Raw genomic sequence first — 20,931 nt, forward strand, 5'->3', positions numbered from 1 at the left:
TAAAGAGTTTTAATGCAAATACCCCAATTTACTGAGCTGCACGCAAAGCAGCTCAGCTCATTTTTAAATACCCAATCTCAAGCAATGACCCTTGTACAAAGCCAAGGCTATTTATTTGGTGTAATTTGTTCGCCCAACCCATTAGATGTACATGAGTGGCTTGAGCAGATATTGCCAAACACAGCTAATGATTTAGATGAAGAAATGCTTTTTTTGTTTATGGCGCTTTATCACAAAATTAGTGAGCAGGTGTTCGAAACTGGATATAAATTACCAGACACATTTGATGCTGAATTTTGTAAGTCGTGGAGTAAAGGCTTCTTAGTTGCAACGAAAGCTTATGCAGAACCTTTGTTAAATGCACCGCAATTAGACGTTGATTTTAAACAAGCACTAGAAAGTGCGTTAAGCACACTAAGCTTTTTTTCACTCGACCAGCTAGCAATAGCTCAGATTGCCAAACAAAATAACATGACAATAGAAGCTTTGTGTCAGTATCAGTATGAATCTATGGGTGACTTTGCATTAGGGTTTGCTGAACTAATTGAAGTGGTCGCAATTAATAGCGGCTTGATAACCGACGAGAGTTGGGAAGAGTAATTATTAATACTAGGCGCTTAGTTTAATCTAAGTGCCTAGCTCTAATATAATATCCGTACAGCCTTGTTTGCACTTTACTATGCCTTTACCAGGCTCGCTGGTGGCTAAATCAAGTGTTAAAACCCCATTACACTTCTCACACTTTAATGTTTTGCCTTGCGCTAATTGCTTGAGCATATTGCGCTGCTTATGAAATGAGTCGCTTGCTTTTTTATTTAATCCTGAAAAATCCACTACTTTGCTCGCTTTTGCTCTAATGCTTCAGTCACTATTTTACATACCGTATTTAAACGGTCGTCATAAAAATAAAGGTTTAAGTCACGCTCACGACAATAGCGTAGGTGAAATAACTGAACAGAGTCATCTGTTGTAAACGTTTTTTCTACATACTCACCTTCAGATTCAGATAGTTTAAGTTGACTACTGATCCTATTTTTAGCCATATTTGCAGCGGGGCTTCTGTTGACCTTGCTTGCATCACTTAAAAAGCCAATGCCTTCACCTAGTAACCTTTCGCGAGGTTCTTTTATAAGTGGGTGATCGATTGTAAAAAAGGCAAGGATCACAACTACCAAAATAATAAATTTTTTCATGGATACGTAAACCTTGATCTAAGTAGGGTTGAATTACCATGCAGTGTAATAAACTGCATTTTAAAAGCAAGTAACTGGGATGAATAAATTATTAGCAATCTATGCCAGTAATTTTAACCAACATTGTTATAATGGTTAACAGCAGTCAGATATTTCTGAAATATCTGAAAGTATTCGAGAAGGCAATTTATTAAAGTAAATATGCCTAGCAAGTAACTTGCTAACTTTAAGTATAGAGTACTTGAGTATTGCTGGATTTTTATTTCCAAGCGGCGTTGAGGAACTTCGATGGACAAGCAAATTAAAGTAAAGAATATCCCTGTAGAGGTGAAAATCCAAAAACCGGATTTAAGCCGTCAAGATGATAGGTTCAATCCCCGAAATCGTATTTATGTGCGTGCTGTAAAAGGCCTACATCAATTACTTAGACAGCGCATTGGCTTCTTAGGCCTGCTTGCGTTTATGTTACTACCTTGGATTAATTTTAATGGCCAGCAAGCTGTGCTGTTTGATCTAATTGGTCAAAAATACAATATTTTTGGTTTAACGCTATGGCCTCAAGATTTTACTATATTAGCGTTTATCTTTATGTTGGCAGCATTTGCGTTGTTTTTAGTGACCACCTTCTATGGACGGGTGTGGTGTGGCTACACATGTCCGCAAACTGTTTGGACTTTTATTTTTATTTGGTTCGAAGAAAAGCTTGAAGGCACGGCTAATCAACGTAAAAAACTCGATCAACGACCCATGAATTTTGATAAGTTTTGGCGTAAGACGGCAAAGCATACTAGTTGGGTATTGTTTTCGTTGTATACCGCTATTTCTTTTGTGGGTTACTTTACGCCAATAAGGGAGTTACTCCCTGACTTTGTAACGTTTGATGTAGGCGGTTATGCACTAGTCAGTATTATTTTCTTTGCAGCGTGTACTTATGGTAATGCCGGTTGGATGCGAGAAATTATGTGTTTACACATCTGTCCTTACTCTCGTTTTCAATCAGCTATGTTTGATAAAGACACATACACCGTAACGTACGACGAAAGCCGAGGTGAAAGCCGTGGTCCTCGTTCACGTAAAGTAGACCATAAAGATTTAGAACTAGGCGACTGTATAGACTGTAACTTGTGCGTTCAAGTGTGCCCAACAGGTATTGATATTAGAAATGGGCTACAAGCTGAGTGTATCAACTGTGGTGCATGTATTGATGCGTGTGATGGCGTAATGGATAAAATGGAATACCCGCGTGGGCTTATTTCATATACGACAGAGCGAAATCTCGAAACCCCAGAAAATAAAACGAATCCACTGCGAGCTAAAATTATTGGTTACACGGTCATACTTGTTGTGCTTACGGGAGCGCTTGTCGCTAATATAGCACTGCGTAAAACAATGGACTTTGATATTATTCGTGACCGAAACCAATTATATCGTGTCGATTTTGATGGTTTAGTAGAGAACACCTATACATTAAAGGTAATTAATAAAGCGCAGTACGAGCAAACCTTTAATATTAAAGTACAAGGGTTAGATAACTTTAAGTATATTGGTAAGCAGTCATTTACTGTGCAGGCAGGGGAATCTCATAACGTACCATTGTCACTTGTAATGGACCCTTATGATTTGAAGGCGCCGATGACTGAGTTTAACTTTGTGCTTTCACCGGTAGATGAGCCGGATGAGACAATATCGCAGTCGAGTAACTTTTTTAAAGCGCGATAATCGCAACTTACCTTAATTAGGTAAGTTGATATAGCAATTAACAAAAGCGGGTATATAACCCGCTTTTATTTTATATAAGAAGAGTATGAGTAAATTTAGTTTTATTGACTTAACACCTGACCTAATACTCGATGCAATAGAAAGCGTAGGTGTGTACGCCGAATCTGGTTTATTAGCGCTCAATAGCTATGAAAACAGAGTGTACCAATTTAAAGCGGATGATGGCCTGCGTTACGTAGTGAAGTTTTATCGCCCAGAGCGCTGGAGTAAAGAGCAAATTCAAGAAGAGCATGACTTTGCATTTGAACTAGCGGATGCAGAAGTACCCGTTGTTGCCCCTATTTTATATAATGGACAAAGCTTATTTGAACACGAAGGGTATTTTTTTGTGTTGTTTCCAAGTGTAGGCGGGCGTTTATTTGAGGTTGATAATTTAGATCAGCTTGATGTAATGGGGCGATTGATTGGCCGTATGCACCAAGTAGCTAAAACAAAACCTTTTACTTACAGGCCAACAGTTACCTGCGAGGAGTATTTGCATACAGCCAAAGTTCATCTTCAAAAAAGTAACTTAGTGCCCATGGGAATAAATACTGCGTTTTATACTATTTTAGATTTAGTGATAGAGCAGGCGCAAAAACAGTATAAAGATGTGCAAAGTATTCGCTTACATGGTGACTGCCACGTTGGTAATATTTTATGGGCAGGTGATGCGCTAATGTTTGTTGATTTAGATGACAGCCGCCAAGGTCCTGCAATCCAAGATTTATGGATGATGCTCAGTGGCGATAGAGCGACGCAACTGTTACAGTTAGACACCCTTGTAAATGCGTATGAAGAGTTTTGTGATTTTGATCACTCTCAACTCAAATTAATTGAACCGCTGCGAGCAATGCGTATTATTCATTATATGGGATGGGTAGCTAAACGATGGAGTGATCCTGCTTTTGTGCGGAACTTTACATGGTTTGCTGATGACAAATACTGGGAGCAACAAATTTTAGCACTGAAAGAGCAACTTGCAGCATTGCAAGAAGCACCGTTAAAGTTATTGCCGTAATATTTTATTTAAAGACAAGTACAACGAGATACAAATGCTTAAAAAATTAAAACTGAGTTTATTACTTTTATGTTTACCATTTGCAGCACTTGCTGCACAGTTTGAAGTTGATAATCAATACACTGTTATAGATGTAGACAAAAGCAAGTCACCGCAAGTAACCGAGTTTTTCTCATTTTACTGTCCACATTGCTTTAAGTTTGAACCAGTAGCAAAAGCAATTGAAAAAGGCTTGCCAGAAGGCGCTGAGTTTATTAAAAACCACGTTAACTTTTTAGGTGGCGTGTCACCACAAGCACAAAGTAATTTAAGCTTTGCCTACTTAATTGCTAAGCAGCATGGTCAGGCGCAAAGTATTAGCGATCAAATTTTTAAAAGTATCCATGTTCAACGTGCACCATTAACTGAAATGAAAGACGTTAAAAAATTACTTGAAGTAAATGGTATTGATAGCGCAACGTTTGATCAAGAGATTGCAAGCATGCCTGTTATTTCAGCTGAGCAAGCAATGCAAAACAAACAGAATAAATATTCAAAATTAGGCGCACTTACAGGTGTACCTACTTTTATTGTTAACGATAAATATAAAATAAACCTCAACACCATCAAAAATCAAAAAGAACTTGATGAGTTAGTAGCGTTTTTATTAGCACTATAAATTTCGGAGTATAATAATGATTAAATTAGTTAAAGCAGGTTTGCTTGCAATATTACTTCCTATGGCAGCAACAAGCTTTGCAGCAACGTATGAAGAAGGCGTGCATTACGACGTAGTTTCTGAGCGTGCAACTAAAAAGCCAGAGGTTAAAGAGTTCTTCTCATTTTACTGCCCTGCATGTAATAACATGGAAGCACTAATTGGTGAGTTTAAGCCTAAGCTTGATAAAAACGTTAAATTTAAAAAGAGTCATGTTGATTTTGTAGGTGTACGTGACCCCGAAAACCAACAGATGATGAGCCAAGCACTGGCGACAGCTGAAGTGCTTCCACAAAAAGATCAGATTATTTCTGCAATCTTTAATCATATCCATACAAAGCGCGCTAAATTTAATGAGCTTGCAGATGTAAAAGATATATTTGTAGCGCAGGGCGTTGATGGTGATAAGTTTGAGAAGCTGTTTAAAAGCTTCTCGGTACGTACGCTGAGCTCTAAAATGAAACGCGATCAAGACTACTTTAAAGAAAAAGGCGCACTACGTGGCGTACCTACCTTTATTGTAAATGGTAAGTACAAATTAAACCTAGGTCGTGAGTCGGGTATTACTAAACCTGAAGACATTAGCAAATTAATTAATTACTTAGCTAACAAGTAAGTTTAGCTAAAACAAAAAAAGCTCCTTAAGGAGCTTTTTTTATGGGTAACGTTTACTGAGCGTATTTATTTGCGCTGTAAGAAAACGCCCGACTCAATGTGATGCGTATAAGGGAACTGATCAAATATAGCAAAGCGCTTAACGTTATGCGTACGTGTTAAGTGATCAAGGTCACGCTCAAGGGTTTCAGGATTACACGATATATAAATTATGTTTTCGTAATTAGCCACTAAGTCACACGTTAATTCATCCATACCCGCGCGTGGTGGATCAACTAATATGGTTTGGCAGTCATAGCTTTTTAAATCAATCCCTTCTAAACGAGAGAAAGTACGTTCACCATTCATTGCTTGAGTAAACTCTTCACTCGACATACGAATAATATCTAGGTTCTCTACGTTGTTTTTAGCAATGTTGTATTGAGCAGAGTGAACAGATGATTTTGATATTTCAGTAGCTAATACTTTATTGAAAGAACCTGCTAACGCAATTGAAAAGTTACCGTTACCGCAATACAGCTCTAATAAATCATTTTTAAGTGGTTTACATAAATCTTGTGCCCACTCCAGCATATTAATATTTACTTTTGCATTAGGCTGAGTAAAGCTATTTTCTACTTGTTGATAAATAAGCTCTTGCCCATTAACTGTTAAACGTTCAGTTACAAAGTCATCACCTAGCACTTCTTTTTGTTTGCGAGCACGACCTATAAAGTCAATTTTGTATTTACTGCTTAGTTTTTCTTTAAGTGCTTTAATTTCACTTAACCATTCATCATCCAGTGGTTTGTGATAAAGCAAGCTTACTAAAATTTCACCGCTTAGCGTTGATAGGTAATCGATTTGAAATAACTTACGACGTAATATTTCACAAGGCTTAAGGTTTTCAATCATCACCTGCATTATTTCACCTACTAAAGGCGCTGCTGGGTCAAACGTATCGACACGGATTTTTTCTTTTGTTTGTTGATCAAACATAATGTGAAACAGATCGTCACCGTCGTGCCATACTCTAAATTCAGCACGTTGGCGGTAGTTAGTTGGCTCTGAGCTAAATACTTCAAGTTGCTCCACACCAAAACGTTGAAACTGCGCACTAATACGCTGCTCTTTTTCACTTAACTGCGCTTGGTACTGTGTGGTATCTATTTTAATAACTGCCATTAACGCTACTACCTTATCTAAGATCTGTTTATCGGCGCTATTGTAGGGAGCGCTGCGTATTTGTCTAGTTTTGGCTAGCATTTATGCTGTTTTATTGCACATTGTACTTTAGTTTTTGTTGTTATAGCCGATAATAAACTACGCACGCTTAGGAGACGAATCATGAAAATAGGTAATTATGGCTTTACGCCAAACAACAACATCAATAAATTCAATAATAAAGCTGATATACAGCAACCTACAATTACGTCTCCTCAAGATAGCTATCAACAACGAGGCCGAGAGTTGGCCGCAAAGGTGCTTGGCGATAAAATGGCTGAGCAGCTTGGATTACCTATCGCGGAAAAAAAAGCAGATAAACCACTATTTGATTTTGATGAAATAGTAAAAAACGTACTCGATTTTGTAAGTAGTGCTGTAAATAAAGCAAAAGCTAACGGCGCTGATGACGAAAAGCTCAAAGATATGCTAGGCGATGCGCGCAAAGGCGTCCAAATAGGGATTGATGACGCTGTTGATGAACTCAAAGGTACGGGCGTATTTAATGACGACATGGAAGAGGGTATTAATAAGTCTAAAGAGGGAATCTACAATGGACTTGATGAGTTTGAAGAGTCGTTATTTAACCCACAACCTGCCAGCGTAAATATAAGCCAGGCTCAATATGTCAGTATGACGAGTAATGCAGAGTATAAATTTACCACCGCAGAAGGTGACGAGGTAAGTATTAGCTTTGCGGATGCATTTGAATCTCAGTCGGCAAGTGGCTATCAACGAAACAGTAATAGCGAGTCGTTTGCAAGCTCATCATCGCAATCTCGACAGGTATCATTTTCGATGTCGGTTAATGGTGACTTAAATGAGCAAGAGCAAGAAGCTATTAATGCGATGATGGAAGACTTACAAGATTTAAGTAAAACCTTTTTTGGTGGTGATTTAGATGAAGCATTTGAACAAGCGCAAGAGCTGAGTTTAGACAGCGATCAGCTGGTGGCTTTTTCTATGGATTTACGCCAAACAAAAACAATAGCAACAGTTAAAAGCTATGAAGAATATAAACCAGCACCAGAAAAACAAGTAGCAGAGGGTTTAGCCCCTTTTAATGACGACCTTAAAAACGCTTTTGAAAAAGCGGGTGAGCTTGGATTACAAAATCAGCTAGCTGGCATTCTCCAATGGTTAAATCAAGATCAGGAACAAATAGATAAGTTAGTAGATTATACAAAGTCTATGTTCGAAAACCTTAATCAGTTAAATTCAGCAGCCGACAGGCTTACTGATTTAGAAGCCACGCAAAGTTAAACTACTTTCTTTTATAAAAACCTCATGGCAAACTGCCGATCTTAAAGTAAAGTAGGAACGGTAGTTTGTCAGCGCATATAATGGTCTTTGATTCAGGTATTGGTGGAACTACTGTACTTGAACATATCAAGCAAAGTATCCCCAATGCTCAGTACAGCTATTTTATGGATAATGCATTACTACCTTATGGTGCTCAGTCCCAACAAACTATAATTAACCGGTTATGTTCACTTATTCATTTCATCAAAGCCAACACGCTTAACGTCGATTTAATTGTAATAGCGTGTAATACCGCTTCTACATCTGCACTCAGCGCTGTTCGCCAAATTACGGATATTCCTATTGTAGGTGTTGTGCCAGCAATAAAGCCTGCGGCAGAATTAACACGCTCAAATCATATTGGCTTGTTAGCCACACCGGCAACGGTCGCCAGTTCATACACAAAAACATTAATTGCTGAACATGCACGTAATGTAATCGTTAACCTTTATAGCAGTGTTGAATTAGTAACGTTAGCTGAGGAATGCTTTTTTACAGGCTCTTTAGATACAAATAAGTTGTATCAAGTACTTGATGAACTACATATAGATAAAACAATAGATGTACTTGTACTAGGGTGTACGCACTTTCCGATATTAGCAGAGCCGATTAGTCAGTATTTTGAAGGGAATGTAAAATTACTTGATTCAGGTGTAGCGATAGCAAATAGAGTCAACTTCCTACTTAACCAACTTAACTTATGTGTGGATAAACAAACAGACATAAAAAAGCCGCTGCAATATTATGCAACGGCTGATGTGTTTAGCAATAAGCTAGCGGTAAAGCTAGTTACACTGACTGATCCGTCTCAGTACGTAGAGCATTAGAATCATCTTCTTGTTTTTGTTTTGCTTCACGTACCTTTAAAGTACGTTGTTGGAACTCGCTATCGTTCAAGTTAGCAATTGCATTGTCTGCATCAGCTTGCGCCATTTCAACAAAACCAAAGCCACGACGTTTGCCAGTATTCTTATCCTTTAATAAACGAACATTGAATACTTTGCCTTGTTCTTCAAATAATGCACGAACCACACCTTCGTTTGCACGATAAGGAAGGTTACCAACATAAAGCGTTTTTGTTTTAACTTCAGCTTCTTCAGTCACATCAGATGATATTGCAGCAATAGCAATCGCACCTATTAATAAACCAGCACCAAATAGTAATGCAGGGTTTAAAGCTAAGCCGCCTAAAGCAAACTCAACAACAACAAAACCAACTACAGCAAGAATAACAGAGAAGATAAAAGATTTTTGATCGGGTAATTTCATTTTAGATCTACCAATAAACAGGAAATAAACATTAATTTAACATTGTGAACTTGCTATCTTAACGCCTAAATCAAACATAGCAATGATATTTGTATTAAATAATAAATAAGAGCATAAAAAAGCATCATCTTAGACGGGTTTTCATGTGGTTTTACGTGGTTTTGTTCTATTTTTGTTCGAACAGTAAAAAGATCTAAAAAAAGGGTTGATCTGTTTTCGGATCTCCCTATAATGCGACCCCACTGAGACGGGAAACGCCAACGCATAGCGAGGCACGAACTGCTCAGAGAGTTAAATAAAACTTCGGTTTTAAATCTTCTAAAAAGAAAGTTTAAAACTAAGTGTTGACTCAAAAAATAAAGGGTGTATTATTCGCATCCCTTGAGACGCTAAAGCGACTCAAAACGTTCTTTAACAATATAAAGCAATCATCTGTGTGGGCACTCGTACAGATTGAGTTCTAACAGCCAAACTACTTAGGTAGTGAGGCAAACAAATTAGAGTCTCAATTGAAAACTGAGTGACCAACAGAATAGTTATTTCGGTAATTATTCGGCACAGTCAATTCAATATCGAAAGATATTAAAAATTCAGAATTCATTGAGCTGTCGAAAGACATAAAACTTTTTAATTGAAGAGTTTGATCATGGCTCAGATTGAACGCTGGCGGCAGGCCTAACACATGCAAGTCGAGCGGTAACAGAAAGTAGCTTGCTACTTTGCTGACGAGCGGCGGACGGGTGAGTAATGCTTGGGAACATGCCTTGAGGTGGGGGACAACAGTTGGAAACGACTGCTAATACCGCATAATGTCTACGGACCAAAGGGGGCTTCGGCTCTCGCCTTTAGATTGGCCCAAGTGGGATTAGCTAGTTGGTGAGGTAATGGCTCACCAAGGCGACGATCCCTAGCTGGTTTGAGAGGATGATCAGCCACACTGGGACTGAGACACGGCCCAGACTCCTACGGGAGGCAGCAGTGGGGAATATTGCACAATGGGCGCAAGCCTGATGCAGCCATGCCGCGTGTGTGAAGAAGGCCTTCGGGTTGTAAAGCACTTTCAGTCAGGAGGAAAGGTTAGTAGTTAATACCTGCTAGCTGTGACGTTACTGACAGAAGAAGCACCGGCTAACTCCGTGCCAGCAGCCGCGGTAATACGGAGGGTGCGAGCGTTAATCGGAATTACTGGGCGTAAAGCGTACGCAGGCGGTTTGTTAAGCGAGATGTGAAAGCCCCGGGCTCAACCTGGGAACTGCATTTCGAACTGGCAAACTAGAGTGTGATAGAGGGTGGTAGAATTTCAGGTGTAGCGGTGAAATGCGTAGAGATCTGAAGGAATACCGATGGCGAAGGCAGCCACCTGGGTCAACACTGACGCTCATGTACGAAAGCGTGGGGAGCAAACGGGATTAGATACCCCGGTAGTCCACGCCGTAAACGATGTCTACTAGAAGCTCGGAGCCTCGGTTCTGTTTTTCAAAGCTAACGCATTAAGTAGACCGCCTGGGGAGTACGGCCGCAAGGTTAAAACTCAAATGAATTGACGGGGGCCCGCACAAGCGGTGGAGCATGTGGTTTAATTCGATGCAACGCGAAGAACCTTACCTACACTTGACATACAGAGAACTTACCAGAGATGGTTTGGTGCCTTCGGGAACTCTGATACAGGTGCTGCATGGCTGTCGTCAGCTCGTGTTGTGAGATGTTGGGTTAAGTCCCGCAACGAGCGCAACCCCTATCCTTAGTTGCTAGCAGGTAATGCTGAGAACTCTAAGGAGACTGCCGGTGATAAACCGGAGGAAGGTGGGGACGACGTCAAGTCATCATGGCCCTTACGTGTAGGGCTACACACGTGCTACAATGGCGCATACAGAGTGCTGCGAACTCGCGAGAGTAAGCGAATCACTTAAAGTGCGTCGTAGTCCGGATTGGAGTCTGCAACTCGACTCCATGAAGTCGGAATCGCTAGTAATCGCGTATCAGAATGACGCGGTGAATACGTTCCCGGGCCTTGTACACACCGCCCGTCACACCATGGGAGTGGGTTGCTCCAGAAGTAGATAGTCTAACCCTCGGGAGGACGTTTACCACGGAGTGATTCATGACTGGGGTGAAGTCGTAACAAGGTAGCCCTAGGGGAACCTGGGGCTGGATCACCTCCTTATACGATTTAGAACTTATTTGTTCGTAGTGTCCACACAGATGATTGTTATTGTAAAGAGAACAACACTTATTGTTTTGGGTCTGTAGCTCAGCTGGTTAGAGCGCACCCCTGATAAGGGTGAGGTCGGTAGTTCAAATCTACTCAGACCCACCACTTCTTGTCTAATCAAGAAGATGGTTAAAACAGTAAGTACCAGCATATGTGGGGCTATAGCTCAGCTGGGAGAGCGCCTGCCTTGCACGCAGGAGGTCAGCAGTTCGATCCTGCTTAGCTCCACCACTTTTACTTCTTAAAAATAAATATTCTTTATCGGGCCATTAACCGCCTGAGAATAGAGTGTGTTTAATTTTGAGAGGTTTTTGTATCTCTTGCTCTTTAAAAATTTGGAAAAGCTGATAATAAAATTCTGATAGATACTTTGTATTTATCAAGAGTTTTCAAAAGTAAAAAAAGAATGGTAGCAGTACCATTCAGTGCCATTTAGTTAACTCTTATGAGTTGATTGATTGGTATCTACTTTAGTATTCAATATTAACTTCTGGCGAAGTTAAACTGTCACAAAACAAAGACCCGTTTGGGTTGTATGGTTAAGTGACTAAGCGTACACGGTGGATGCCTTGGCAGTTGGAGGCGATGAAGGACGTATTAACTTGCGATAAGCCTAGTCAAGCTAGTAAAAAGCGCTTGAGACTAGGATTTCCGAATGGGGAAACCCACCTGCTTGCAGGTATCGTTAACTGAATACATAGGTTAACGAGGCGAACGCGGAGAACTGAAACATCTAAGTACCCGTAGGAAAAGAAATCAACCGAGATTCCGAAAGTAGCGGCGAGCGAAATCGGAACAGCCCTTAAGCTTATTATGTGTTAATGGAAGGCTCTGGAAAGTGCCACGATACAGGGTGATAGTCCCGTACATGAAAAGACATTTTAAGTGAAATCGAGTAGGTCGGAGCACGTGAAACTTTGACTGAATATAGGTGGACCATCATCTAAGGCTAAATACTCCCAACTGACCGATAGTGAACCAGTACCGTGAGGGAAAGGCGAAAAGAACCCCTGTGAGGGGAGTGAAATAGAACCTGAAACCGTGTACGTACAAGCAGTAGGAGCCCACTTGTTGGGTGACTGCGTACCTTTTGTATAATGGGTCAGCGACTTATATTTTGTAGCGAGGTTAACCGAATAGGGTAGCCGTAGGGAAACCGAGTCTTAACTGGGCGACTAGTTGCAAGGTATAGACCCGAAACCCGGTGATCTAGCCATGGGCAGGTTGAAGGTTGAGTAACATCAACTGGAGGACCGAACCCACTAACGTTGAAAAGTTAGGGGATGACCTGTGGCTAGGAGTGAAAGGCTAATCAAACCGGGAGATAGCTGGTTCTCCCCGAAATCTATTTAGGTAGAGCCTCGGACGAATACTTACGGGGGTAGAGCACTGTTAAGGCTAGGGGGTCATCCCGACTTACCAACCCTTTGCAAACTCCGAATACCGTAAAGTAATATCCGGGAGACACACGGCGGGTGCTAACGTCCGTCGTGAAGAGGGAAACAACCCAGACCGCCAGCTAAGGTCCCAAAGTCATAGTTAAGTGGGAAACGATGTGGAAAGGCCCAGACAGCCAGGAGGTTGGCTTAGAAGCAGCCATCCTTTAAAGAAAGCGTAATAGCTCACTGGTCGAGTCGGTCTGCGCGGAAGATGTAACGGGGCTAAACTATGCACCGAAGCTGCGGATTCAGAATTTATTCTGAGTGGTAGGGGAGCGTTCTGTAAGCGGTTGAAGGTGTACCGGGAGGTATGCTGGACGTATCAGAAGTGCGAATGCTGACATGAGTAACGATAATGGGAGTGAAAAACTCCCACGCCGGAAGACCAAGGGTTCCTATCCCATGTTAATCAGGGTAGGGTAAGTCGACCCCTAAGGCGAGGCCGAAAGGCGTAGTCGATGGGAAACAGATTAATATTTCTGTACTCGATATAATTGCGATGGGGGGACGGAGCAGGCTAAACAAGCATGGCGTTGGTAGTCCATGTGAAAGTGAGTAGGTTGGTGACTTAGGTAAATCCGGGTTGCTATTAAGACTGAGACACGAGACGAGTCACTAAGGTGATGAAGTTGTTGATGCCATACTTCCAGGAAAAGCCTCTAAGCTTCAGATTATATGGAATCGTACCCCAAACCGACACAGGTGGTCAGGTAGAGAATACTAAGGCGCTTGAGAGAACTCGGGTGAAGGAACTAGGCAAAATCGTACCGTAACTTCGGGAGAAGGTACGCTCCTATCTGTGATGAGACTTGCTCTCTAAGCGGACGGGAGCCGCAGTGACCAGGTGGCTGGGACTGTTTATTAAAAACACAGCACTGTGCAAAATCGCAAGATGACGTATACGGTGTGACACCTGCCCGGTGCCGGAAGGTTAATTGATGGGGTTATCCTTAGGGAGAAGCTCTTGATCGAAGCCCCGGTAAACGGCGGCCGTAACTATAACGGTCCTAAGGTAGCGAAATTCCTTGTCGGGTAAGTTCCGACCTGCACGAATGGTGTAACCATGGCCACGCTGTCTCCACCCGAGACTCAGTGAAATTGAAATCGCAGTGAAGATGCTGTGTACCCGCGGCTAGACGGAAAGACCCCGTGAACCTTTACTACAGCTTGGCACTGAACATTGAACCTACATGTGTAGGATAGGTGGGAGACTTTGAAGCAGCGACGCTAGTTGTTGTGGAGTCAACCTTGAAATACCACCCTTGTAGTTTTGATGTTCTAACGTTGGCCCCTGAATCGGGGTTACGGACAGTGCCTGGTGGGTAGTTTGACTGGGGCGGTCTCCTCCTAAAGAGTAACGGAGGAGCACGAAGGTTGGCTAAGTACGGTCGGACATCGTACGGTTAGTGTAATGGTAGAAGCCAGCTTAACTGCGAGACAGACACGTCGAGCAGGTACGAAAGTAGGTCATAGTGATCCGGTGGTTCTGAATGGAAGGGCCATCGCTCAACGGATAAAAGGTACTCCGGGGATAACAGGCTGATACCGCCCAAGAGTTCATATCGACGGCGGTGTTTGGCACCTCGATGTCGGCTCATCACATCCTGGGGCTGAAGTCGGTCCCAAGGGTATGGCTGTTCGCCATTTAAAGTGGTACGCGAGCTGGGTTTAGAACGTCGTGAGACAGTTCGGTCCCTATCTGCCGTGGGCGTTTGAGAATTGAGAGGGGTTGCTCCTAGTACGAGAGGACCGGAGTGAACGAACCGCTGGTGTTCGGGTTGTCATGCCAATGGCATTGCCCGGTAGCTACGTTCGGAACTGATAAGCGCTGAAAGCATCTAAGCGCGAAGCAGGCCTCGAGATGAGTTCTCACTAGACTTTTAAAGTCTCTGAAGGGCCGTTGAAGACTACAACGTTGATAGGCAAGATGTGGAAGTGGTGTGAGCCATTAAGCTAACTTGTACTAATTACCCGTGAGGCTTAACCATACAACGCCAAACGCGTTTTATGCGACAGTTTAGACAGAAGTTAATATGACTAAAGTAGATATTTACTGAAAGACTTAAAAAATATTATCAGATATTTTCCAAATTCAGTTAGTGCGCAGAAATACGTATTAACGCCCAAATTTGCTTGGTGACAATAGCGTTTTGGACCCACCTGACTCCATGCCGAACTCAGTAGTGAAACGAAACAGCGCCGATGATAGTGTAGCATTTGCTATGTGAAAGTAGGACATTACCAGGCTTCAAATAAGAGAAACCCGTTACAGCAATGTGACGGGTTTTTTGCTGTCTGGGATTTAGTAAATAGCCAAGAGCCCAAACCGCACTCAGCAGTGAAACAAAACAGCTCGAAGGCGAGCCCCGGCCAACGATAGTGTAGCATTTGCTATGTGACTCTCCACCGCTGTGGGCACTACGACAGTACCAGGCTTCAAATTGTAGAGAGCCCGACTAGAAATAGTCGGGCTTTTTTACGTCTGCAGAAAAGTAATTTAGGGATTCCTCTAGAGCGAAGGACTTCTTAGTAAATCATTTATATCAATCAGCAATAATATTTAATCCATTTGAGAAGTTAAATCTGACCCTGACTGCGTTAAAAACCTCAAATATGAAACAACTGAATAACGAATTTTTGCCCTTCTTTTATCGACTCTGCTTAGTTATTGCTCTAATCTCAATTTATAGTCTGTTCCATTATCTCGTTTATAAAATGTGACAGAGTTCGTTTAGGTAAAATTAGAATAATAAGGGCTTACTCATGAGTAAAGTTGAAAACCATCCGCATGGTATTTTTTGTTGGTCAGAGCTTTGTACACACAATTGGAAAGACGGTAAGGCTTTTTATACATCATTATTTGATTGGGGGTATGACGATCAACCTATTGGAGAGAACATATACTACACCATGCTACAAAAGCAAGGTGATGATATCGCTGCAATGTACGAAATGCCTAAAGAGCAAATTAGTGCAGGGATCCCAAGTCACTGGTTGGCTTACATTGCCGTCGATAATGTTGATGATTGTGCGCTAAAAGCAAAAGAACTGGGTGCTGAAGTTATTGCCGGCCCTCATGATGTTATGAATGCAGGTCGCATGCTTATGCTAAAAGATCCAGTAGGCGCAACTGTTGCACTATGGCAGGGGAATGAGCATACAGGTTGTAAGCACTTAGGTGAATTAAATACGCCTTATTGGCATGAGTTAGCAACAAGAGATAGTAAAGTAAGTCGAGACTTTTACTGTGCTTTACTAGGCTGGGAAAGCGAAATAAAGCCTATGGAAGGGATGGACTACATTTTATTTTTAGTCGATGGACAACCAATTGCCGGTATGCTTGAAATGACAAGTGAATGGCCTGATGATACCCCTGCTCATTGGATGATTTATTTTGCAGTAGAGAGTTGCGATGTAATTGTTAGCAAAGCCGCTAGCTTAGGTGGACAAGTATGTGTTCCTGCAACAGATATCCCCGATGTTGGTCGTTTTAGTGTTATATGCGACCCTCAAGGTGCTGTATTTTCGGTGATCGAATCTGTTATGGATGACGTTTAAACACAGTTACATTAGCTTTAGCGTTAATTTGCTCGCTAGTTTGATATAATACTCGTCAATTAAATCGTCAGAAAGTGCAGAGAACGCAATGGAATTTGAACAAGATAGTAATTTAACCCTCCCTTTATTTCTATTAGATGAATCATTAAGTAATAGAGACTTAGAGCAACCTGATTTTGAAATATCAATTGGACTTGATGATGAGTTACTTGCTCAAATTTGCCAGAACCCAAGTGAAGATAGCAGTGTCGCTATTACTGTTAGCGGTTATGAGTTGCTTATAACTAATCCTCTGTACTTAGCTATATTAGATCAAGAGCACGATGCGCAGATAACATTAACGCATGGCCCTCTTTTAAGTATTGTTTTGAATACTGAAGGTCAGAATACATTCGTTTCTCCTCAAATGGATATGATGCCCACCTTTGATTTAGGTGATGAGGACGACGAATGAGAAAAATACTAATAAGTACGATAGTACTCATTATTTTAAGCGGTTGTGCATATTTGGGAAATGCTCACTACGATGATCTTTTTGGACCTGAACAAACACAAGAGAGAATGGTGCCTCATACAACAGGTGCTGGTGCTGATTTTTTACAAAATGTAAAACCAGTACTCGATACCCGCTGCGTCGTTTGTCATGGTTGTTACGACGCACCTTGCCAGCTTAAGCTCTCATCCCCTGAAGGTATTGACCGAGGTTTGAGTAAAGAGCTCGTTTACGATGGAACTCGTTTATTGGCAACGACCCCAAGCCGTTTATTATTTGATGCAACTAATACTCAGCAATGGCGAGAGAAAAACTTTACGCCAGTGCTAAATGAGCGCGTGCAAAGTGAAGAAGCTAACTTAGCGGGCAGTGTGTTATTTAATAGCCTGGTGCTAAAGCAAAGCCATGAATTGCCAGTAAATGAAGTGCTAGATGATGAGTTTGACTTTTCGTTAGCGCGTTCGCAAACCTGCGCAACAATGGGTGAGTTTGATCGATTGGCAAGTGATCAACCTCATGGCGGCATGCCTTATGGTTTACCTGGTGTTTCGCGTGAAGAGTTTAATCACTTACAGAACTGGCTTAAAGGTGGCGGTAAAATGTCACATATTCAACCACCAAGTAAATATGATCAGAATAAAATAGCGGGCTGGGAAGCATTTTTAAATCAAGATAGCTTAAAGTATCAGTTATCAGCACGGTATATTTATGAGCATTGGTTTTTAGCACATATTTATTTTACTTCAGAAAACCCACAAAGCTTTTTCAAACTAGTTCGCTCAAGTACGCCTCCTGGTGAGGAAATAAAGTTAATTAACACGCGCCGCCCATACGATGACCCTAAAGTTAGCCGTGTTTATTATCGTTTTATGCAAGAGCGTACAACCATACTTTCTAAAACACATTTACCTCTTGAGCTTAATGAAGCTAAATTACTGCGTTTATATGAGCAGTTTATTGCGCCAGATTATACTGTTACGAAAATGCCTAGTTATGAGGCTAAGGCAGCATCTAACCCTTTTAAAACTTTTGAAGTTATTCCAATTAATTCTAAGTATCAATTTATGCTTGATGAGGCAGAGTTAATTATTATGGGCTTTATAAAAGGGCCTGTTTGTCGTGGTCAGATTGCTTTAAATGTTATAAACGATCATTTTTGGGTGGCATTTGCTGATCCTAATAAAGTAGCGACTCCGGCTGTAGGGGAAATGCTAATGCAACATGAAGAGGCATTAGAACTTCCTGCCGCTGAGGAAAGTAATGCCTTACCCATTTCTAGCTGGGTTAAATATTCAGTTCGCGAGAAAAAGTATTTACAGGCGAAAGTTGAGCTTGCTAACAAAATGTTCAAAGGTGGTGAGCACCTTACAACAGACTTACTATGGAAAGGTGATGGGCATAATAAAAATGCAGCACTAACTATTTTCCGCCATTTTGATAGTGCAACTGTAGTTAAAGGTTTTATTGGTCAAGAGCCTAAAACCACCTGGATATTAGATTATGCTTTGTTTGAGCGTATTCACTATTTGCTTGTAGCAGGCTTTGATGTGTACGGAAATATAGGCCACCAATTAGTGACACGCCTATATATGGATTTTTTACGTTTAGAGGGAGAGCAAAACTTTTTAGCATTGTTACCTGAGGCTAAACGTAATCAAATCAAAAAGCAGTGGTATCGTAATTCACCACCTGACTTATCTAAGTTCTTTAAAAGTAACCGAGAATTTAGCCAGCCTAGTGGTATTAACTATGAAACTGATGATCCACAGCATGAACTATATACCTTGATGAAGGAAGCCTTAGCGCCAGTTTTAAGTGAAAGATACAACTACACTGAAGTACCAAAGCCGTTAAATGTAGTAAGTAATATACCAGCAAAAGCGGTAAACTTATTACCTCAGCTTTCTTTTGTACTTGTAAAGCAAAAAGATAATAGTCATAAGGGCTACACTATTATTCATCATAATGCGCACTACAATATTTCTAGTTTATTAAACGAAGATGGTCAACGTGCTTATGATGAAGATACCGCGACTATTGTTCCTGGCTTTATCGGTGATTACCCAGCAGCTATTTGGTATTTAAATAACGAGCAGCAAGTAAATGCTTTTGCCGAGCAATTGTCTATGATGCAAATAGAAGCCGATTATGGTGCTCTGAAATCTAAGTTTGGTATTCGACGTACTCATCCACAGTTTTGGCAATACAGCGATATATTGCACGATACAGCTAAAAAGTATCGTGGGATAGAATATGGAATGTTCGATTATAATCGATTAGAGAATCGCTAATATAATTTTACTACTATGGCCCAGCTTGATGCTGGGCTTTTTTATTGGGTATTAATAATTCGCTTAATTATTTTGACTGATTCTTCGTTTTAAAAAATTAGTCTACACTTATATAAAAAAACTGGTTTATACATGTTCAATATTATTAAAAGCGTGAGAACACGTTACCGATGGGCACTAATTGCAATAGCGCTATTAATAAGTGGCTCTGCTTTATTAATGCAGCATAGTTTTTCTGTTCAAAAGTTTGATGCAAAAATTATTAACATCGCTGGTAGCCAGCGTATGCTCTCACAGAAAATTGCTTGGCACAGTAATGCTATGCTTAACATCAGTAATTACTCGCCCGCTCATACTGAGTCACTTGAAAAGTCCCTCAATACATTTAAAAAGTCCCATCAAATATTATTAACTAAAAACTCTGATGACGAATACATTTACTTAAATCCAGCGTTAGTAGACTTATATTTTGGTGAAACGATTGGGTTAGATAAAGCGGTATTTGACTATATAGAACAAACAGAGCGGCTTTTGTATCAGCAAGGAGAGATAAACCACTCAGTATTTTCTATAAAGCATGTTGAAACGTTATTAACAAAGCTTGATAAGGCAGTGAGCTTATTTGAATCTCAAGCTGTTAAAAAAGTAAATTGGGTCGCCAACCTAGAGATACTATGCTGGTTATTGGCAATGACATTATTACTTATTGAGTTAAGATTTGTTTTTATACCAATGGAAAAAGAGGTTTCAGACACGCTTTTAGAGCTACAAAAACAAAAAGATTTTGTTTATCAAACAAGTCAAAATAAAGAACATTTTATTGCCAGAGCTAGTCACGAATTTAGAACACCTTTGCAGGGACTTATTACGTCTATTGAGGAGCTAGAGGTTTCTGATAAACAGCAAAGCGTTAAAACCCAAGCTAACTATTGCGCGCTTAGGTTAATAGCCATATTAGATGAATTACAAGACCTGCAGGCTTTAAGTGCAGGTAAATGGGTACCGCATTTAAATGACGAAAACCTTTTAGAGTCGTGTAATAAAGTAGTAATAGCTTACAAGCATGCGTGTAAGCAAAAAGGCCTAAAACTAGTTAGTCGTTTAGATGAATCGTTAAATTGTGTATGTAAATTGGATCATCAACGTTTGCAGCACACACTTACAGAGTTAATTAGTAATGCAATTAAGTTTACACAAAAAGGTGAAATTACTGTTTCAGCTAAGCTTTTAAATGATGAATTTCATTTAACGGTGAGTGACACTGGCAGTGGCTTTTCGAAGAAGATTACTAGTCTTGAATTTGACTCATTTAAACAAACTAATCACTTTCAAGGGTTGAGAACAGGCCTAACCCGGGTTCAATACGTTGTAAAAGCACTGCATGGTGAAATTACTTTTACAAATAATAAAACTCATGGTGCTTTGGTGTCTTTGTATTTACCAGTGACTATAAGTAAAGCCCTCCCAACACCTCTTAAAGTAAACGACAAGCTAACGTGTTTAATCGTTGAAGATAACCCATTAAACACTATGTTATTAACCCGCATACTTAGTTTATTAGGTTTAAGCTATGATTGCGCAGAAAATGGTAAAGTCGCGTGTGATATGGTGAGTGAAAATCAGTACGATATTGTTTTTATGGACCTAAATATGCCTGTAATGGATGGGTTTGAGGCTATTAAAAAAATACGTTCCGATCTTAATAAAGTAATGCCAATTATTGTTATAACAGCAAATACCTCACAAAATGATATAGAGCGAGTTTATGAATACGGAGCTAACCTCCATATTCATAAGCCAATAAGCCAGCAAGCAATTAAAGACGCATTAAATAGTATTAGCGTTGTTAATGAAATAAATTAATTTTGCGGATAACAAGC

At 40.6% G+C, this 20,931-nt stretch carries 15 protein-coding genes, 2 tRNA genes and 3 rRNA genes; 16 read left to right on the top strand and 4 right to left on the bottom strand.

Annotation, left to right across the window (positions count from 1 at the left end):
- Positions 1-12: 12 nt before the first annotated feature.
- Positions 13-600 carry a UPF0149 family protein gene (locus tag FFU37_RS00155; protein ID WP_002962049.1) on the top strand — a complete coding sequence of 196 codons (588 nt, stop codon included), beginning with the start codon at positions 13-15 and terminating at the stop codon, positions 598-600.
- A 27-nt stretch (positions 601-627) separates the two neighbouring features.
- Here FFU37_RS00155 and FFU37_RS00160 read toward each other — a convergent pair whose 3' ends face one another.
- Together FFU37_RS00160 and FFU37_RS00165 are read right to left on the bottom strand one after the other, a co-directional pair.
- Complete coding sequence (locus FFU37_RS00160) at positions 628-834, bottom strand: hypothetical protein (RefSeq protein WP_002962050.1); 207 nt, start codon at positions 832-834, stop codon at positions 628-630.
- The gene (locus tag FFU37_RS00165) at positions 834-1,193 is read right to left on the bottom strand and encodes a hypothetical protein (protein ID WP_002962051.1); all 360 of its coding nucleotides are present in this window, start codon (positions 1,191-1,193) and stop codon (positions 834-836) included. Before FFU37_RS00165 ends, FFU37_RS00160 begins: the two co-directional genes overlap by 1 nt.
- A 288-nt stretch (positions 1,194-1,481) precedes the next feature.
- Between FFU37_RS00165 and ccoG the strand changes: the two genes are divergently transcribed.
- The 4 genes from ccoG (at position 1,482) to FFU37_RS00185 (ending at position 5,285) form a co-directional block, all read left to right on the top strand.
- Positions 1,482-2,912: a cytochrome c oxidase accessory protein CcoG gene (ccoG, locus tag FFU37_RS00170; RefSeq protein ID WP_002962052.1), complete on the top strand. Its 1,431-nt coding sequence runs from the start codon at positions 1,482-1,484 to the stop codon at positions 2,910-2,912.
- Positions 2,913-2,997: 85 nt separating this feature from the next.
- Positions 2,998-3,972 carry a serine/threonine protein kinase gene (locus FFU37_RS00175; RefSeq protein WP_138488394.1) on the top strand — a complete coding sequence of 325 codons (975 nt, stop codon included), beginning with the start codon at positions 2,998-3,000 and terminating at the stop codon, positions 3,970-3,972.
- A 34-nt stretch (positions 3,973-4,006) separates the two neighbouring features.
- The gene (locus FFU37_RS00180; RefSeq protein ID WP_002962054.1) at positions 4,007-4,630 is read left to right on the top strand and encodes a thiol:disulfide interchange protein DsbA/DsbL; all 624 of its coding nucleotides are present in this window, start codon (positions 4,007-4,009) and stop codon (positions 4,628-4,630) included.
- A gap of 16 nt (positions 4,631-4,646) precedes the next feature.
- Positions 4,647-5,285, top strand: coding sequence for a thiol:disulfide interchange protein DsbA/DsbL (locus FFU37_RS00185; protein ID WP_138488395.1), 639 nt, complete (start codon positions 4,647-4,649; stop codon positions 5,283-5,285).
- Positions 5,286-5,350: 65 nt separating this feature from the next.
- On the opposite strand, the gene trmA is transcribed toward FFU37_RS00185, so the two are convergent.
- Entirely contained in the window at positions 5,351-6,448 is a 1,098-nt protein-coding gene (gene trmA, locus FFU37_RS00190; RefSeq protein ID WP_138488396.1) for a tRNA (uridine(54)-C5)-methyltransferase TrmA, read from the bottom strand.
- Between the two features lie 162 nt (positions 6,449-6,610).
- On the opposite strand from trmA, the gene FFU37_RS00195 reads away from it, so the two are divergent.
- A complete protein-coding gene (locus FFU37_RS00195; RefSeq protein WP_138488397.1) occupies positions 6,611-7,750 on the top strand; it encodes a DUF5610 domain-containing protein in 1,140 nt (379 codons plus the stop codon).
- A 65-nt stretch (positions 7,751-7,815) separates the two neighbouring features.
- Positions 7,816-8,616 carry a glutamate racemase gene (murI, locus tag FFU37_RS00200; RefSeq protein ID WP_024596400.1) on the top strand — a complete coding sequence of 267 codons (801 nt, stop codon included), beginning with the start codon at positions 7,816-7,818 and terminating at the stop codon, positions 8,614-8,616.
- Here murI and FFU37_RS00205 read toward each other — a convergent pair.
- The gene (locus FFU37_RS00205) at positions 8,579-9,058 is read right to left on the bottom strand and encodes an RNA recognition motif domain-containing protein (RefSeq protein ID WP_024596401.1); all 480 of its coding nucleotides are present in this window, start codon (positions 9,056-9,058) and stop codon (positions 8,579-8,581) included. The two genes, murI and FFU37_RS00205, sit on opposite strands and share 38 nt — an antisense overlap.
- A gap of 628 nt (positions 9,059-9,686) precedes the next feature.
- Between FFU37_RS00205 and FFU37_RS00210 the strand changes: the two genes are divergently transcribed.
- From FFU37_RS00210 to FFU37_RS00250, 9 genes are all read left to right on the top strand, one after another.
- Positions 9,687-11,222: ribosomal RNA gene (locus FFU37_RS00210) — 16S ribosomal RNA — on the top strand.
- A 76-nt stretch (positions 11,223-11,298) separates the two neighbouring features.
- Positions 11,299-11,375 (top strand) — tRNA-Ile (locus tag FFU37_RS00215).
- 50 nt (positions 11,376-11,425) lie between these two features.
- Positions 11,426-11,501: transfer RNA gene (locus FFU37_RS00220), tRNA-Ala, on the top strand.
- A 306-nt stretch (positions 11,502-11,807) separates the two neighbouring features.
- Positions 11,808-14,697, top strand: a 23S ribosomal RNA gene (locus tag FFU37_RS00225).
- Positions 14,698-14,841: 144 nt separating this feature from the next.
- A 5S ribosomal RNA gene (gene rrf, locus FFU37_RS00230) occupies positions 14,842-14,956 on the top strand.
- Together the 16S, 23S and 5S rRNA genes with 2 tRNA genes alongside form the textbook arrangement of a ribosomal RNA operon.
- Positions 14,957-15,472: 516 nt before the next feature.
- Positions 15,473-16,267, top strand: coding sequence for a VOC family protein (locus tag FFU37_RS00235; RefSeq protein WP_138488398.1), 795 nt, complete (start codon positions 15,473-15,475; stop codon positions 16,265-16,267).
- Positions 16,268-16,355: 88 nt separating this feature from the next.
- Positions 16,356-16,721, top strand: a complete 366-nt coding sequence (locus FFU37_RS00240; RefSeq protein WP_002959878.1) for a hypothetical protein — start codon at positions 16,356-16,358, stop codon at positions 16,719-16,721.
- Entirely contained in the window at positions 16,718-19,051 is a 2,334-nt protein-coding gene (locus tag FFU37_RS00245) for a fatty acid cis/trans isomerase (RefSeq protein WP_138488399.1), read from the top strand. The genes FFU37_RS00240 and FFU37_RS00245 overlap by 4 nt, the downstream gene beginning before the upstream one ends.
- 132 nt (positions 19,052-19,183) lie before the next feature.
- On the top strand, positions 19,184-20,914 hold the full coding sequence (locus FFU37_RS00250; RefSeq protein ID WP_138488400.1) for a response regulator: 1,731 nt from the start codon (positions 19,184-19,186) through the stop codon (positions 20,912-20,914).
- Positions 20,915-20,931 lie beyond the last annotated feature (17 nt).

Source organism: Pseudoalteromonas distincta, assembly GCF_005877035.1.
Lineage (GTDB): Bacteria > Pseudomonadota > Gammaproteobacteria > Enterobacterales > Alteromonadaceae > Pseudoalteromonas > Pseudoalteromonas distincta.

What these genes read in the sequence shown, in the direction of transcription:
- FFU37_RS00180 (WP_002962054.1), top strand. Translation starts at nt 4,007, where the DNA reads ATGCTTAAAAAATTAAAACTGAGTTTATTACTTTTATGTTTACCATTT.
- FFU37_RS00185 (WP_138488395.1), top strand. Translation starts at nt 4,647, where the DNA reads ATGATTAAATTAGTTAAAGCAGGTTTGCTTGCAATATTACTTCCTATG.
- ccoG (WP_002962052.1), top strand. Translation starts at nt 1,482, where the DNA reads ATGGACAAGCAAATTAAAGTAAAGAATATCCCTGTAGAGGTGAAAATC.
- FFU37_RS00235 (WP_138488398.1), top strand. Translation starts at nt 15,473, where the DNA reads ATGAGTAAAGTTGAAAACCATCCGCATGGTATTTTTTGTTGGTCAGAG.
- FFU37_RS00245 (WP_138488399.1), top strand. Translation starts at nt 16,718, where the DNA reads ATGAGAAAAATACTAATAAGTACGATAGTACTCATTATTTTAAGCGGT.
- FFU37_RS00240 (WP_002959878.1), top strand. Translation starts at nt 16,356, where the DNA reads ATGGAATTTGAACAAGATAGTAATTTAACCCTCCCTTTATTTCTATTA.
- FFU37_RS00250 (WP_138488400.1), top strand. Translation starts at nt 19,184, where the DNA reads ATGTTCAATATTATTAAAAGCGTGAGAACACGTTACCGATGGGCACTA.
- FFU37_RS00195 (WP_138488397.1), top strand. Translation starts at nt 6,611, where the DNA reads ATGAAAATAGGTAATTATGGCTTTACGCCAAACAACAACATCAATAAA.
- FFU37_RS00175 (WP_138488394.1), top strand. Translation starts at nt 2,998, where the DNA reads ATGAGTAAATTTAGTTTTATTGACTTAACACCTGACCTAATACTCGAT.
- FFU37_RS00205 (WP_024596401.1), bottom strand. Translation starts at nt 9,058, where the DNA reads ATGAAATTACCCGATCAAAAATCTTTTATCTTCTCTGTTATTCTTGCT.
- FFU37_RS00155 (WP_002962049.1), top strand. Translation starts at nt 13, where the DNA reads ATGCAAATACCCCAATTTACTGAGCTGCACGCAAAGCAGCTCAGCTCA.
- trmA (WP_138488396.1), bottom strand. Translation starts at nt 6,448, where the DNA reads ATGGCAGTTATTAAAATAGATACCACACAGTACCAAGCGCAGTTAAGT.
- FFU37_RS00165 (WP_002962051.1), bottom strand. Translation starts at nt 1,193, where the DNA reads ATGAAAAAATTTATTATTTTGGTAGTTGTGATCCTTGCCTTTTTTACA.